The organism is Allofournierella massiliensis, from assembly GCF_964241245.1.
In the GTDB taxonomy this organism is placed as follows: Bacteria; Bacillota; Clostridia; order Oscillospirales; family Ruminococcaceae; genus Allofournierella; species Allofournierella massiliensis.
In genome coordinates this window covers 16,582-28,613 of the sequence record NZ_CAXSWZ010000024.1, presented here as the reverse complement: position 1 = coordinate 28,613, position 12,032 = coordinate 16,582, and the positions used below count along the sequence as shown (strand labels likewise).

The following is a 12,032-nucleotide window of genomic DNA, read 5'->3' as shown; positions in this document are numbered from 1 at the left end:
CTCTGCCCGGGCCATATACTTGTAGCACAAAGGAGCGTGAAATGAAAATGGACGAGTATTACAGTGCAATCCAACGGCTCCCCGGGCAGGTGCGGGAAGCACTTGCGCAGCTTCCTCCTGCATTTGCCGCGCAGGTGCACGAGATCCGCCTGCGCAGCGAACGGCCAATCGTTTTTTCCACCCCGAATGGACCGGTGCTGGCATCCAACCTCCTGCCCAAATACGCTGCCGCTCTTCGTCTGAGTGCCCATGATCTTCAGGAGTGCTTCTATTCGCTGTGTGAAAAGTCGGTTCACAGTTACGAACGCCAGCTTTCTCAGGGCTTTTTTACGATTCCCGGCGGTCATCGGGTGGGCGTTGCCGGAATCTTTCATCAAACGGACAACGGACAGAACAGTTTTCAGGTTATCACCTCGCTGAATCTGCGTATTGCCCGCATGATTTTTGTCTCATTGCCGGATTCTCTGCAGGTCTGCCTTTCGGACTGTTTTCATGGTCTGATTCTGGCCGGCCCTCCCGGCAGCGGTAAAACAACGCTTCTGCGCAGCATCGTCAAAGCCATCAGCGACAGGGGGAAAAAAGTGGCAGTTATAGATGAACGTCAGGAACTTTGGCCCTGCGACCCATGGGGTCATTCCACACAGGTTCCTTTGAATTGTGATGTTCTGTCCAATTGTCCCAAATCGTTCGGCATCGAAACTGCCGTCCGCTGCCTTGGACCACAGATTGTGGTATGTGATGAACTTGGCTCCGGCAAGGAATTTCGGCAGGTGGAACAGGGCATACGATCGGGGGTCAGCTTTATCTGTTCTGTACACGCCGCAAATGTGGACGAGTTGGAGGCGCGCCTGGAACAAAGCCGCACCCGTCTGCGCACACTTTTTTCCGCCTGTGCCTTTCTGTACGGTCCTCAGAGTGCTGGAACAATCCGGGAGACAATCGTTTTATGATCTGGGTTCTAAAACTGTCCGGGGCCGTTCTGGTAAGTATTTCAGGCTTTTTATTCGGGGCTGAGCAGGCTGCCGGATTGCACAGACAAGCCCTCTTCTGGGCAGAGCTGGCCCGTATGCTGGCTCAGATTCAGGATGCTGTACATTACCGGGCACTGGCCACGCCCTGTTTGCTGGAGGAACTGCGGGCAGGGGATTATCCCCACCTGCTTCTGAATAACTGCACCGCACTGGAAAGCTACTGTTTCCCTGCATATATTCCGCCGGGGGAGACTGCTTCCTTTTCCTCACTTTTCATGCAGATTGGTCAGATAAGCGCCCAGGAGCTATGTGAACAGATTCCCTATTATGTGGAGCTGGCCCGTCAGAACAGCGCACGTCAGGAAAAGAAATATCAAGCAGCAGCAAGGCTCTACCCTCAAGCCGGGATCTGCACCGGCCTGATGGCTGCACTGCTGCTTTTATGAAGGAAGGTTTGGAGCGATGGACATTGATCTGGTATTTAAAATTGCCGCCATCGGTATCATTGTTGCGGTCCTGAATCAACTGCTCATCCGTTCTGGGAGGGAAGATCAGGCCATGATGACCACCCTGGCGGGGTTGATTGTTGTGCTATCCATGCTGGTGCAGCAAATCAGCGACCTGTTCGTTAACATAAAATCGCTGTTTAATCTGTAACAATGGAATATGGTAATTTTTCAAATTGCAGCTTTTGTGCTGGTGTCGGCCGTGCTGATCGGTCTGGTACGGGAGTATCTGCCTTCCTATGGAATTCTTTGCCTCCTGGGATGCTCGGTAGTGCTTTTGATTTACCTGCTGCACCTGGCCACCCCGCTCATCGAACAGCTGCACGCTTATGCAGTCTATTGGGAGCAAAGCGGTTTTTCCACCGTAATCAAAGCTGCCGGAATTGCGCTGGCCTCTCAAACAACGCAGGACCTTTGCAAAGACGCCGGACTCAGCAGTCTTGCCGGAAAAGTGGAATTTGCCGGCCGCTGCCTGATTCTCATGTGCGCCCTGCCTCTTTTGCAAACAGCCGCCGAATCCCTGGGGTTCTTTCTTCAATGAGGCGTCTGCTGGGTTTCCTGTTACTTCTTCTATTGCTGCCGGCTGTGGTTTCTGCAGAGGATCTCCCGGATTCCGCCCAAAAGATTCTGGATTCCCCCGGAATATCAGCTGAGCAGTTTCAGGCCATTTCAATTCCCCAATTGCTGGAACAGCTGTTGGGAACCGCAAAAGAGCAGTTTCAGCAGCCTTTCCAGCTCCTGACGGCAATTTCTGCCACGGTGCTGATTGCGGCAGCTGCATTGAGCCTTTTGCCGGGTTCTGACTGGCGAACACCGTTGGAAACAGTCTGTCTGCTGGGAATATGCGTGACAGCACTTCAGCCTGTTCTGCCGCTGCTGGAGGATCTGACCTGCCGAATTCAGGAATGCCAGACCTATCTGCTCAGCTTTGTGCCGGTTTTTTCCGGCGTAATGATCAGCTGCGGCCAGCCCACACAGGCTGCTGTTTACAGCGGCATGTTTCTGACCATGGCTGCTTTCTGTGCACAGATTATCAGCGCAGTGGCCATGCCGCTGGTTCGTGCTTTTCTTGCCTTAAATGTGGCGTGCGGCCTGTGTGATCTGGGCGGGCTTTCCGACGGATGTGCCGTTCTACATAGGGCAGTGAAATGGATTCTTGGCTTCCTTTCCATCCTGTTTGGCGGCATTTTGGGGTTGCAGAGCATTCTGGCACAAAACACCGATACCCTTGCCATGAAAACCGGACAGTTTCTCCTGAGCAGCGGTGTCCCGGTCATCGGCAGCCTTGCCTCGGATGCAATGGGCAGTGTCCTCAGTGGGCTGCGGGTACTGAAGGGTTCGCTGGGCTTTGCAGCCATTGCAATGCTTACCATCACATTTTTACCGCTTCTGCTCCGATGTTTCGGCTTCTATCTGGCCTATCTTTTGGGAGCGGCGCTGGCCAAAGCCTTTGGGCTCACCCGGGCCGGACGGGTGATGAATGGACTGGGACAGGCCATTGGGCTTTGCATCTCGTTTCTCGTGTTCTTTTTCATGCTCACGGTTCTCTCCACGGCTCTGATGATTCTGCTCGGAGGAGGCAGTTGATATGAACGAATGGGCATTTACCATTTGCATGGCCTGCGTGCTGGCCGGCGGGCTGGAGCTTTTAATGCCGCGCAGGGAATATGAAAAAAGCATAAAAATCGTTGTGGCACTGTATATTTTAGTAGCGGTTTTGCAGCCCGTTCAATCGGTAATTTCCGGCTGGAACGAGCTGTGGCCCACAAAGGAGGACGACGCAGTGGATTTTTCCGGCTATCGCGCACAGCTGGAGCAACAGGCGCTGGAAGAACAGCTGGAGCAAACCCTTTTGGCTCAGGGAATTAACGGCGAGGTTCAAGTCCTGGTGGGGCCGCCACTGACTGTAACGGTGGATTGCGATGCCCCGGAACAGGCACAGGTAATCCTGCGTCAGGCCCTGGGTGACGGGGAGCAAATCGTGATCAGGGCGGAGGACTCAGGCAATGGGACGTGATTTTTTCAAGGATCTTTTCAAATCAAAAAACTGGAATCGAAGCAGCATCCTTGTTTTTGTCGGTGCACTTGGCCTGTTTTTTCTTCTGGCCGGAAATGCCTTTTCGCCCGGCATTGAAAAAGGCACAACCAGTGAAGTTCAAAGCACGGCTGACCAGACCACATACGCAAGGGAATACGCCGACAGTCTGGAAGATACCCTTACTCAGGTGATTGGCAGCATTCAGGGTGCCGGGCAGGTAAAGGTTGCCGTTACACTGGAAGCCGGCCCACAAACAGTCTATGCACTGGACGAAACAGATCGGGGAGAGAACGGGAGCGAGATTCAGCACATCCTGTTAGAGGATTCTTCCGGGCAGAACGCACTGGTGGAAATGGTGTGGGAACCGGAAATCCGGGGTATCGCCGTTGTATGCGAGGGTGCAGCCGATATTCAGGTACAGGCGCAGATCACCGAAGCGGTTTCGGTGCTTACCGGTGTATCAAGCAACCGGATCAGCATTGCAAAAATGAACGAATCGGAGGGAACATAATGCAAGCAAAAAAACTCAACCAGAAAATGACGCTTCTCACACTGGTGGTGGCACTGGGTGTAGCCGTGTATCTGAACTGGGAGTATGCCAAAAGTACTGATCTGGTGATGGGGGATACTGTTCAGGCCAACGCAGCAGCCAGCACAGGGATCATCACCGATGAGCTGGCCGTGGAGACAGCCGCCTCCGGCCAGGAAACTGCCGATAAAAATTACGGCGAAGCACAACTGGTCAGCGTAGCTGATCCGACCGGCAGTGATTTCTTTGAACAGGCCAGACTCTCCCGTACCAAAACCCGGGACGAAGCACTGGATACCCTGCAGAAAAGCCTGAAGAACAGCGCGCTTACTCAGGAAGAAAAGGATTCGCTCACCCAGGAGCTTACCGCCACCATTGAGAGCATCACCAAGGAAAGTGATCTGGAAAGCCGGATCAAAGCCAAAGGATTTGTGGACTGTGTAGCTTTTATCGATGGTGACAAGGTGAATATCACCGTCATGACCACCAGCGACGGACTGACCCAGAGTGAGGTTGCCCAGATTCGGGATATAGTGCTGAGTGAGTGTGCGGTGAGCGCGCAGAATATTACCGTGGTAGAAATAAAATGACCTTGTAGATTATGCAAAAAGATGGTATAATATCTTCAATTCAAATGCCATGAAAATAATTACCTTTGGGAGGACCGGGTATGGAAGTTTCAAATTCCAATGTTGTAAACGGCAGCTTGCAGATCTCCACGGATGTGATCGGTAAGATTGCAAAACTTGCAGCCACCGAGATCGATGGCGTGGTGGACGTTTGTGCCGGTTCCGCTGGAATGCGCAGCTTTTTGGGCAAGGTGAACCTGCAAAAGCCTGTTTCGGTGGAGCTGCTGGAGAATGTGGCCGAGATTACCGTCAGCCTGACGGTGCGCTACGGCAGCCAGATCCCGGCGGTCTGTGAAAAAGTGCAGGAGAACGTGAAATCTGCGGTTCAGAATATGACCAGCATCACGGTCGCCCGGGTAAATATTGTGGTGGTAGGCGTCCTGCAGGAGCCGGAGCTGCCTGCTGAAGAAGAATAACCAATTGGCCCTCCCGCGGTTCGCAGGGGGGCTTTGGCTGTGAGAGGATATTTTATTTTATGGAAAAACTGACACGCAGAACCGCACGCGAAAACGCATTTCTGGCCGCATTTGCGTCCACCTTCGACAATGCAATGCCGGAGGATGTGATCGCCCTGAATAACGAGCTGGGCGAAAACCGGGTGGATGAATTTGGTCGCAAGCTGATCAACGATTACTACGAGCACAGCGCTGAAATCAACGATATAATCCGCGATCATCTGAAGGGCTGGACCATTGATCGTATTCCCCGGGTAAGCCTTACTGTGCTTCGTCTGGCTCTGAGCGAAATTCTGTATGGAGACGAAAAACTGCCCAGCGTCACCATCAACGAAGCGGTGGAACTGACCAAGAAATTCGGCGGAAACGAGGATTACCAGTTTGTGAATGGCCTGCTTGGCTCTGTGGTGCGCGAACTGGGTCTGGCGGATCAGGACTCCGCTTCGGAATAATGCTCACACTGGGCATCGATACCAGCAACTATGCAACCTCTTTGGCCGTGTACGACTCTTGTGCCAAAGAGGTTGTTTGCGATAAAAAGCAGTTTTTGCCCGTCAAACAGGGGCAACTGGGGCTGCGTCAGAGCGATGCGCTGTTTCACCACACAGCGGCTCTGCCGGAGCTTTTGAGCCAGCTTGCACAGCAGGTGGATCTTAGCCGGATTCAGGCGGTGGGTGTTTCCACCCGCCCGCGCCCGGTGGACGGCTCCTACATGCCCTGTTTTCTTGCCGGACGCAGCGCAGCAGTGGCATTTGCTGCTGCCCGTGGCATTCCGCTGGTAGAATCAACTCACCAACAGGGTCACATTGCCGCGGCGCTTTTTGCCACTGGCGAAGAGAATTTGTTCGAGCGCTCCTGCTTGGTATTTCATGTATCCGGCGGAACCACTGACCTGCTTTTGTGTGAAGGCTATGGTTCAATCCGGTGCATTGGTACCAGCAGTGATCTCTACGCAGGTCAGGCAGTGGATCGGGTGGGGGTAAAACTGGGGTTTGACTTTCCGGCGGGTGCCATGGTCAGTGAATTGGCTGCACGCTGTTCGGAAACCGTTCGCCCAAAAGTCAGCGTAAAGGGGAGCAGCTGCAGCCTGTCCGGCCTGGAAAACCAGTGTAACCGGCTCCTTGAACAGGGGAAATCCGCGGAATATGTTTGCCGTTACTGCCTGAACTGTGTGGCGGAAACTGCGCTGCGCATGGTAAAAGCGGCTCTGGAAGAACATCCAGGTCTGCTCGTAGTCTTTGCGGGTGGCGTAATGAGCAGCCAGATCATTCGGGAGTATGTGACCTGGCGATTGCCCGGTGCTCATTTTGTTCCCGGAAAATTTTCCAGCGATAACGCCATCGGCGTGGCGTGTATCGCAGCACGGGAGGTAATCCATGGCTGAGATGATCACCGTTTCCGCACTGAACCGCTATGTTCGGTCGCTGCTGGACAGCGACCGTTTTTTGTCTGGCATTGCCATCAAGGGCGAAATCGCCAACTTTGTCCACCACTATAAAAGTGGGCATTTTTACTTCTCTCTGCGGGATGATTCCGCCAGTGTGAAAGCTGTCATGTTCCGGCAGGACGCCCGGCGGCTGGCGTTCACCCCTCAGGAGGGAATGCGGGTCATCGTTCGCTGCCGGGTCAGCCTGTACGAAAACACCGGTGCGTTTCAGATCTATGTTCAGGATATGTTTCCGGATGGCATTGGTGCTGCGCAGATGGCCTTTGAACAGTTAAAGGCGCGGCTGGAGCAGGAGGGGCTATTTCGCCCGGAAGCAAAACAGCCTATTCCCGCCTGTCCTCGCTGCATCGGTGTTGTGACCAGCGAAACCGGTGCTGCTCTTCAGGATATTCGCAACGTGCTCAGTCGTCGCTGGCCCTTAACCAGGCTGTTGCTGGCGCCTGTCAATGTGCAGGGGGATCAGGCTGCGGCTCAAATTGCCCGTGGTATCCAGATCCTGGATCGTTCTGGAAAGGTCGATGTGATCATTGTGGCCCGGGGCGGAGGCAGCAGGGAAGACCTGTGGGTATTTAATGACGAGGGCATCGCCCGGGCTGCCTATGGTTGCAAAACTCCGCTGATTTCTGCAGTTGGTCATGAAATTGATTTTACTATTCTTGACTTTGTTGCGGATCTTCGCGCTCCCACTCCTTCGGCCGCTGCTGAACTGGCAACACCGGATCGCCGGGAAATGATGGCCAAGCTTATGAATATTTCGGATAATATTCATAAAAATATGCAGACAAAGCTCGAAATGTGCTATAATAGATTTGATCCACTGGCAGAACGATGGGAATCCCTGACTCCTGGCTCACTGTGTTCCGCACGGGCAGCACGCCTGAATGAACAGGAGCAGTTTTTGCATGGCAAAATGGAACAGATCTATCAGGATCGTATGCTTTCCATGCAGCATGCCATACAGCTTGCCCATTCTCTGAGCCCCTACACTGTTTTAGCGCGGGGATATGCCATCCCAAGATCTGTAAAGGGAAACGCCATTACATTGAATCAGGTTACCCCCGGAGATCGGATTTTGCTGACCGGTGACAAGGTCTCCGTTGGCTGCCTTGTGGAACATGTGCACGAAATCGAGGGAGAACAGAATGAGAAAACCCAAAAGTTTTGAAGAGGGCAGCGCTGCTCTGCAGCAGGTGCTGGATCAGCTTGCTGATCCGGCCACTCCACTGGATAAAGCAATTAAGCTTTACAGTGACGCAGCCAGCTTGATTGCCTATTGCAGTGAAACTCTGGAGCAGGCCAGGTTGGAAATGGAGCGAATTGACCTGACGCTTTCGCAACGTTCCAGCGTGGCGGAAGCAGGAGAGGAGGACATCCTTGCATGACAGCCTATGAACAACAGTATGATGTTTATTTGAAGGAAATTCAGGCAGCGCTCGAAAATGCCTGCGACACATATCTGCCGGAAGATTCCCGGGTATGTCAGGCAGCACGATACAGCCTGATGGGGGGCGGCAAGCGTATCCGGGCCGTTCTGACGCTTGCCTGCTGTGACATGCTGGGCGGCGACTGGCGGGCGGCGGCTCATTTTGCCGCTGCAGTGGAGATGCTTCATTGTTTCTCTCTGATCCACGACGATTTGCCCTGTATGGATAACGATGATTTTCGCCGGGGCAAGCCCTCCTGCCACAAGGCGTTTGACGAAGCAACCGCGCTTCTTGCAGGAGACGTCCTCCTTACCGAAGCCTTTGAGGTCATCGCAAATGCCCCTCTTTCTGAACACGCCCGTATTGAAGCGGCCCGTTTGCTTGCTGTGGGTGGCGGAAGCAGAGGCATGATCTGGGGGCAGGAGCTGGATGTAACCTATGAAGGGAAACCCCTGGATGAAGCGTTGCTTCGCACCATTCATAAGAATAAGACTGGCGCACTGATCAATGCCTCGGTTCAGATGGGTGTCTGCGCTGCCGGCGGAACCCGGGAGGATGCATCGTATCTGGAGCGATATGCGTTTGATCTTGGCCTTGTTTTTCAGATTGTGGACGATGTGCTGGATGTAATCTCCACACCGGAGGAACTGGGCAAACCCATCGGCAGCGATCAGGAGAACGGTAAAGTGACCTTTGCAACCCTCTATGGTCCGCAGGGTGCGCTGGAACTTGCGCAAAAAATCAATGACGAAAGCTGTGAAGCCTTAAAAAAAGTGTATGGTGATCGTGCGGACTTTTTGATCCACCTTGCCGGGCAGCTCGTCACACGGCGCAAATAATCATACAGGAGAGGATGCAATGGACTGGCTCAAGGAAATATATTGTTGGAATTATCTGCTTTCGGTCTCGCTTACGGCCTGGCTGATTGCTCAGGTATTGAAAACGATCATCAATTTCATCTTAATGGGAAAATTCCGGGTTGAGCGCATGTGGGGCTCCGGAGGAATGCCCAGCGCACACTCTGCCACAGTATGTGCGCTGGTGATTGCTGCCGGGCGCTCCCAGGGAACGCATTCCGAAGTTTTTGCTCTTGCGGCAGTCATGGCAGTAATCGTAATGTACGACGCCATGGGCGTGCGCCGGGAGACTGGCGAACAGGCCAAGATTTTGAATCAGCTGCTGTCTGACTGGCTGGATGAGGAGGCCAAACGTACTCCTATCCTTGGCGACAAAAAGCTGAAGGAAATGGTTGGCCACACTCCCTTTGAAGTTTTTGGCGGCGCTGCCGTGGGCGTTGCCACCGGTTTGCTGATCCCAATGATGTGATTGAACCACTATCTTTTTTAGAAGGATTGTATCATGGCATATTCACTGTTGGAACGAATCAACAGCCCGCAGGATCTGAAGCAGCTTCCTGCCGGGCAGCTGGCGCCCCTGTGTGAAGAAATCCGGGCGTTTCTGATCGAAAGTGTTTCCAAAACCGGAGGACATCTTTCCTCCAATCTGGGCACCATCGAACTTACGGTGGCAATGCATCGGGCATTCACCACCCCCAGCGATAAAATCGTATTTGATGTGGGGCATCAGTGCTATACGCATAAACTGCTGACCGGTCGCCGACAGCAGTTTGATGTACTGCGTAAGCTGAACGGGCTTTCCGGTTTTCCCAGTCCCCGGGAAAGCGAGCACGATGCCTTTATCGCAGGCCATGGCAATACTGCCATTTCAGTGGCCATTGGCATGGCCCGCGCCAAAAAACTGAAAAATGAACCCGGCAAGGTCATTGCTCTGGTTGGCGACGGTGCGTTTACCGGCGGCATGGTCTATGAGGGCATGAACAACATTGATACCCTGAACAACCTGATTGTTGTTCTGAACGACAATAAAATGTCGATCTCCAAAAATGTCGGCTCTCTGTCCCGTTACCTGACCGTACTGCGTACGAATCCGGAATATAACCGTGCAAAAGCCAATACCGAAAGTATTCTGTCTGCCATTCCTCTGGTGGGTGCACCGCTGGTACGGGCATTACAGGGCGGCAAGGCGCTGCTGCGCCGCGGCCTGTATCACTCCACCATGTTTGAAGAGATGGGGTTCCAGTACCTTGGCCCGGTGGACGGTCACGATGTAATCAAACTGACTGAGCTGTTCCGGAACCTGCACCATCAAACCGCACCGGTTTTTGTCCATGCAGTCACTGTAAAGGGAAAAGGCTTTAAGCCCGCTGAGGAGAATCCCGGCGAATTCCACGGTGTTTCCTCCTTTGATCCTTCCCATGCACTGGATCCGGATGTGGCCCCCGCCGCCTCTTTCTCCACCTGTTTCGGGCAGCACCTGGAAACTCTGTCGGAAAGCCGTACCAACGTCTGTGCCATTACTGCCGCCATGAAATATGGTACCGGGTTGCAATATTTCTACCGCCATTTCCCGGAGCGTTTCTTTGATGTGGGCATGGCAGAGCAGCACGCGGTGACCTTTGCTGCCGGATTGGCCAGCCAGGGAATGCTCCCTGTTGTGGCCATCTATTCCACCTTCCTGCAGCGGGCTTATGACCAGATGATTCATGACGTATGCCTGATGGATCTGGATGTGGTGTTTGCTGTGGATCGTGCCGGCCTTGTCCCCGGTGATGGCGAAACTCATCAGGGCATTTATGATCCTGCCTTTTTCCGTCAGATCGGAATCCCGGTCTACTCTCCCTGCAACTATGCAGAGCTGACTTACTGGCTGGAACAGCTTCTGGATCAGGGACATGGACCCCGTGCCATTCGATACGCACGAGGTGGTGAACCGGAGTCGCTTTCTGCGCTGGGGTGCAGCAAACAGCCCTATGATGTATATGCTTCGGAAAGCCCGGCAAAGACCGCCATTGTTACCTATGGAACACTGACTGCCGAGGTTCTGAAAGCCGCGGAGCTGCTCCGGCAGCAGGGTGTTTCTGTGGATGTTTATAAACTCGTTCAGATTAATCCTCTGCCGGATGGCCTGTGCGAGGAACTGACCCGCTACGACCATATTCTCTTTGCGGAGGAATGCATTGAAAATGGCGGTATCGGCGGCTCACTTGGTGCAGCTTTGTCGGAGTATCGTTGGCCGGGTCATCTGACTCTGCGCGGCGTGCGCAGCGGCCGTGCCATTCCGCACGCTTCCGTAGCGGAGCTTCGGGAAGTTCTTGGGCTGGATGCTGTCAGCCTTGCAAACGCAATAGAAAGGGACTGAGCTTTGAAAATTCGATTGGATCAATACCTGTGCCAGAATGGTCTGGTACAAAGCCGGGAGCGTGCCAAGGCTTTAATCATGTCCGGCATCGTATTTGTAAACGAACAGAAAGCCGACAAGGCCGGTGAAATGATTTCTCCGGACGCAAAAGTGGAGGTTCGCGGTCATGATATCGGTTATGTGAGCCGTGGTGGGCTGAAGCTGGAAAAAGCCATGCGCGCTTTTCCGCTTACTCCCAACGGGAAGGTTTGCATGGATATTGGTGCATCTACGGGAGGATTCACCGATTGCATGCTGCAAAACGGCGCCCGGAAGGTGTATGCGGTGGACGTGGGTTACGGTCAGCTGGCATGGAAACTGCGCACGGATGAACGGGTCGTCAACATGGAACGCACAAACATCCGGAATGTTACTCTGGATATGCTTGAAGAGCCGGTTGAATTTTTCAGCGTGGATGTATCGTTTATTTCCTTGAAGCATATTTTCCCCGTGGCTCAGGCGGTTACCGCCGATCAGGCTACCGGTGTCTGCCTGGTTAAGCCTCAGTTCGAGGCAGGCAGAGAAAAGGTTGGCAAAAAAGGCGTTGTTCGTGAGCCTGAAACCCATAAGGAAGTAATCCTGCAGGCTGCAGGCTATGCAGCATCCAACGGCTTTTCCGTGCTGGGGCTGGATTATTCCCCAATTAAAGGGCCGGAAGGGAACATTGAGTTCCTGCTGTTTGTGGAAAAAGCAAAGGATGAGCCTGTATTGTTGCAGGAGGAACTGGCCGATCAGGTGGTAAGCGCCGCACACGGAGCGCTGGATTTGTAATTTC

The 12,032-nt window shown here is 53.5% G+C and carries 17 protein-coding genes; all 17 read left to right on the top strand.

The window, feature by feature from the left end; translation table 11 throughout:
- Positions 1-41: 41 nt before the first annotated feature.
- The gene (locus ACESYO_RS12260) at positions 42-950 is read left to right on the top strand and encodes a GTP-binding protein (protein ID WP_373210219.1); all 909 of its coding nucleotides are present in this window, start codon (positions 42-44) and stop codon (positions 948-950) included.
- Between the two features lie 77 nt (positions 951-1,027).
- Positions 1,028-1,417, top strand: a complete 390-nt coding sequence (locus ACESYO_RS12255; RefSeq protein WP_373210218.1) for a hypothetical protein — start codon at positions 1,028-1,030, stop codon at positions 1,415-1,417.
- 16 nt (positions 1,418-1,433) lie between these two features.
- Positions 1,434-1,628 (top strand): stage III sporulation protein AC, encoded by a 195-nt coding sequence (gene spoIIIAC, locus ACESYO_RS12250; RefSeq protein ID WP_058962995.1) that lies wholly within the window; start codon positions 1,434-1,436, stop codon positions 1,626-1,628.
- Positions 1,629-1,637: 9 nt separating this feature from the next.
- Entirely contained in the window at positions 1,638-2,018 is a 381-nt protein-coding gene (locus tag ACESYO_RS12245; RefSeq protein WP_373210216.1) for a SpoIIIAC/SpoIIIAD family protein, read from the top strand.
- Positions 2,015-3,064 (top strand): stage III sporulation protein AE, encoded by a 1,050-nt coding sequence (locus ACESYO_RS12240; RefSeq protein ID WP_283128021.1) that lies wholly within the window; start codon positions 2,015-2,017, stop codon positions 3,062-3,064. The genes ACESYO_RS12245 and ACESYO_RS12240 overlap by 4 nt, the downstream gene beginning before the upstream one ends.
- A 1-nt stretch (position 3,065) precedes the next feature.
- On the top strand, positions 3,066-3,494 hold the full coding sequence (locus tag ACESYO_RS12235; protein ID WP_373210214.1) for a stage III sporulation protein AF: 429 nt from the start codon (positions 3,066-3,068) through the stop codon (positions 3,492-3,494).
- A complete protein-coding gene (locus tag ACESYO_RS12230) occupies positions 3,484-4,026 on the top strand; it encodes a hypothetical protein (protein WP_373210212.1) in 543 nt (180 codons plus the stop codon). Before ACESYO_RS12235 ends, ACESYO_RS12230 begins: the two co-directional genes overlap by 11 nt.
- 26 nt (positions 4,027-4,052) lie before the next feature.
- Complete coding sequence (locus ACESYO_RS12225; protein WP_373210210.1) at positions 4,053-4,634, top strand: SpoIIIAH-like family protein; 582 nt, start codon at positions 4,053-4,055, stop codon at positions 4,632-4,634.
- A gap of 80 nt (positions 4,635-4,714) precedes the next feature.
- Positions 4,715-5,089: an Asp23/Gls24 family envelope stress response protein gene (locus ACESYO_RS12220; protein ID WP_058962989.1), complete on the top strand. Its 375-nt coding sequence runs from the start codon at positions 4,715-4,717 to the stop codon at positions 5,087-5,089.
- A 59-nt stretch (positions 5,090-5,148) separates the two neighbouring features.
- Positions 5,149-5,580 (top strand): transcription antitermination factor NusB, encoded by a 432-nt coding sequence (nusB, locus tag ACESYO_RS12215; RefSeq protein WP_058962988.1) that lies wholly within the window; start codon positions 5,149-5,151, stop codon positions 5,578-5,580.
- A gap of 95 nt (positions 5,581-5,675) precedes the next feature.
- A complete protein-coding gene (locus ACESYO_RS12210; protein ID WP_373210207.1) occupies positions 5,676-6,512 on the top strand; it encodes a tRNA (adenosine(37)-N6)-threonylcarbamoyltransferase complex transferase subunit TsaD in 837 nt (278 codons plus the stop codon).
- Between the two features lies 1 nt (position 6,513).
- On the top strand, positions 6,514-7,740 hold the full coding sequence (gene xseA / locus ACESYO_RS12205; RefSeq protein ID WP_373210205.1) for an exodeoxyribonuclease VII large subunit: 1,227 nt from the start codon (positions 6,514-6,516) through the stop codon (positions 7,738-7,740).
- On the top strand, positions 7,718-7,957 hold the full coding sequence (gene xseB, locus ACESYO_RS12200; protein WP_058962985.1) for an exodeoxyribonuclease VII small subunit: 240 nt from the start codon (positions 7,718-7,720) through the stop codon (positions 7,955-7,957). Before xseA ends, xseB begins: the two co-directional genes overlap by 23 nt.
- Positions 7,954-8,838 (top strand): polyprenyl synthetase family protein, encoded by an 885-nt coding sequence (locus ACESYO_RS12195; RefSeq protein ID WP_058962984.1) that lies wholly within the window; start codon positions 7,954-7,956, stop codon positions 8,836-8,838. The genes xseB and ACESYO_RS12195 overlap by 4 nt, the downstream gene beginning before the upstream one ends.
- Positions 8,839-8,857: 19 nt before the next feature.
- The gene (locus ACESYO_RS12190; RefSeq protein WP_058962983.1) at positions 8,858-9,325 is read left to right on the top strand and encodes a divergent PAP2 family protein; all 468 of its coding nucleotides are present in this window, start codon (positions 8,858-8,860) and stop codon (positions 9,323-9,325) included.
- Positions 9,326-9,358: 33 nt separating this feature from the next.
- Entirely contained in the window at positions 9,359-11,218 is a 1,860-nt protein-coding gene (gene dxs / locus ACESYO_RS12185) for a 1-deoxy-D-xylulose-5-phosphate synthase (protein WP_373210203.1), read from the top strand.
- A gap of 3 nt (positions 11,219-11,221) precedes the next feature.
- The gene (locus ACESYO_RS12180; RefSeq protein WP_058962981.1) at positions 11,222-12,028 is read left to right on the top strand and encodes a TlyA family RNA methyltransferase; all 807 of its coding nucleotides are present in this window, start codon (positions 11,222-11,224) and stop codon (positions 12,026-12,028) included.
- Positions 12,029-12,032 lie beyond the last annotated feature (4 nt).

Bases quoted from the DNA above. Each gene is read 5' to 3' on its own strand.
- ACESYO_RS12235 (WP_373210214.1), top strand. From the start codon at position 3,066: ATGAACGAATGGGCATTTACCATTTGCATGGCCTGCGTGCTGGCCGGC.
- ACESYO_RS12190 (WP_058962983.1), top strand. From the start codon at position 8,858: ATGGACTGGCTCAAGGAAATATATTGTTGGAATTATCTGCTTTCGGTC.
- xseA (WP_373210205.1), top strand. From the start codon at position 6,514: ATGATCACCGTTTCCGCACTGAACCGCTATGTTCGGTCGCTGCTGGAC.
- nusB (WP_058962988.1), top strand. From the start codon at position 5,149: ATGGAAAAACTGACACGCAGAACCGCACGCGAAAACGCATTTCTGGCC.
- spoIIIAC (WP_058962995.1), top strand. From the start codon at position 1,434: ATGGACATTGATCTGGTATTTAAAATTGCCGCCATCGGTATCATTGTT.
- ACESYO_RS12195 (WP_058962984.1), top strand. From the start codon at position 7,954: ATGACAGCCTATGAACAACAGTATGATGTTTATTTGAAGGAAATTCAG.
- dxs (WP_373210203.1), top strand. From the start codon at position 9,359: ATGGCATATTCACTGTTGGAACGAATCAACAGCCCGCAGGATCTGAAG.
- xseB (WP_058962985.1), top strand. From the start codon at position 7,718: ATGAGAAAACCCAAAAGTTTTGAAGAGGGCAGCGCTGCTCTGCAGCAG.
- ACESYO_RS12225 (WP_373210210.1), top strand. From the start codon at position 4,053: ATGACGCTTCTCACACTGGTGGTGGCACTGGGTGTAGCCGTGTATCTG.
- ACESYO_RS12240 (WP_283128021.1), top strand. From the start codon at position 2,015: ATGAGGCGTCTGCTGGGTTTCCTGTTACTTCTTCTATTGCTGCCGGCT.
- ACESYO_RS12220 (WP_058962989.1), top strand. From the start codon at position 4,715: ATGGAAGTTTCAAATTCCAATGTTGTAAACGGCAGCTTGCAGATCTCC.
- ACESYO_RS12260 (WP_373210219.1), top strand. From the start codon at position 42: ATGAAAATGGACGAGTATTACAGTGCAATCCAACGGCTCCCCGGGCAG.
- ACESYO_RS12245 (WP_373210216.1), top strand. From the start codon at position 1,638: ATGGTAATTTTTCAAATTGCAGCTTTTGTGCTGGTGTCGGCCGTGCTG.
- ACESYO_RS12230 (WP_373210212.1), top strand. From the start codon at position 3,484: ATGGGACGTGATTTTTTCAAGGATCTTTTCAAATCAAAAAACTGGAAT.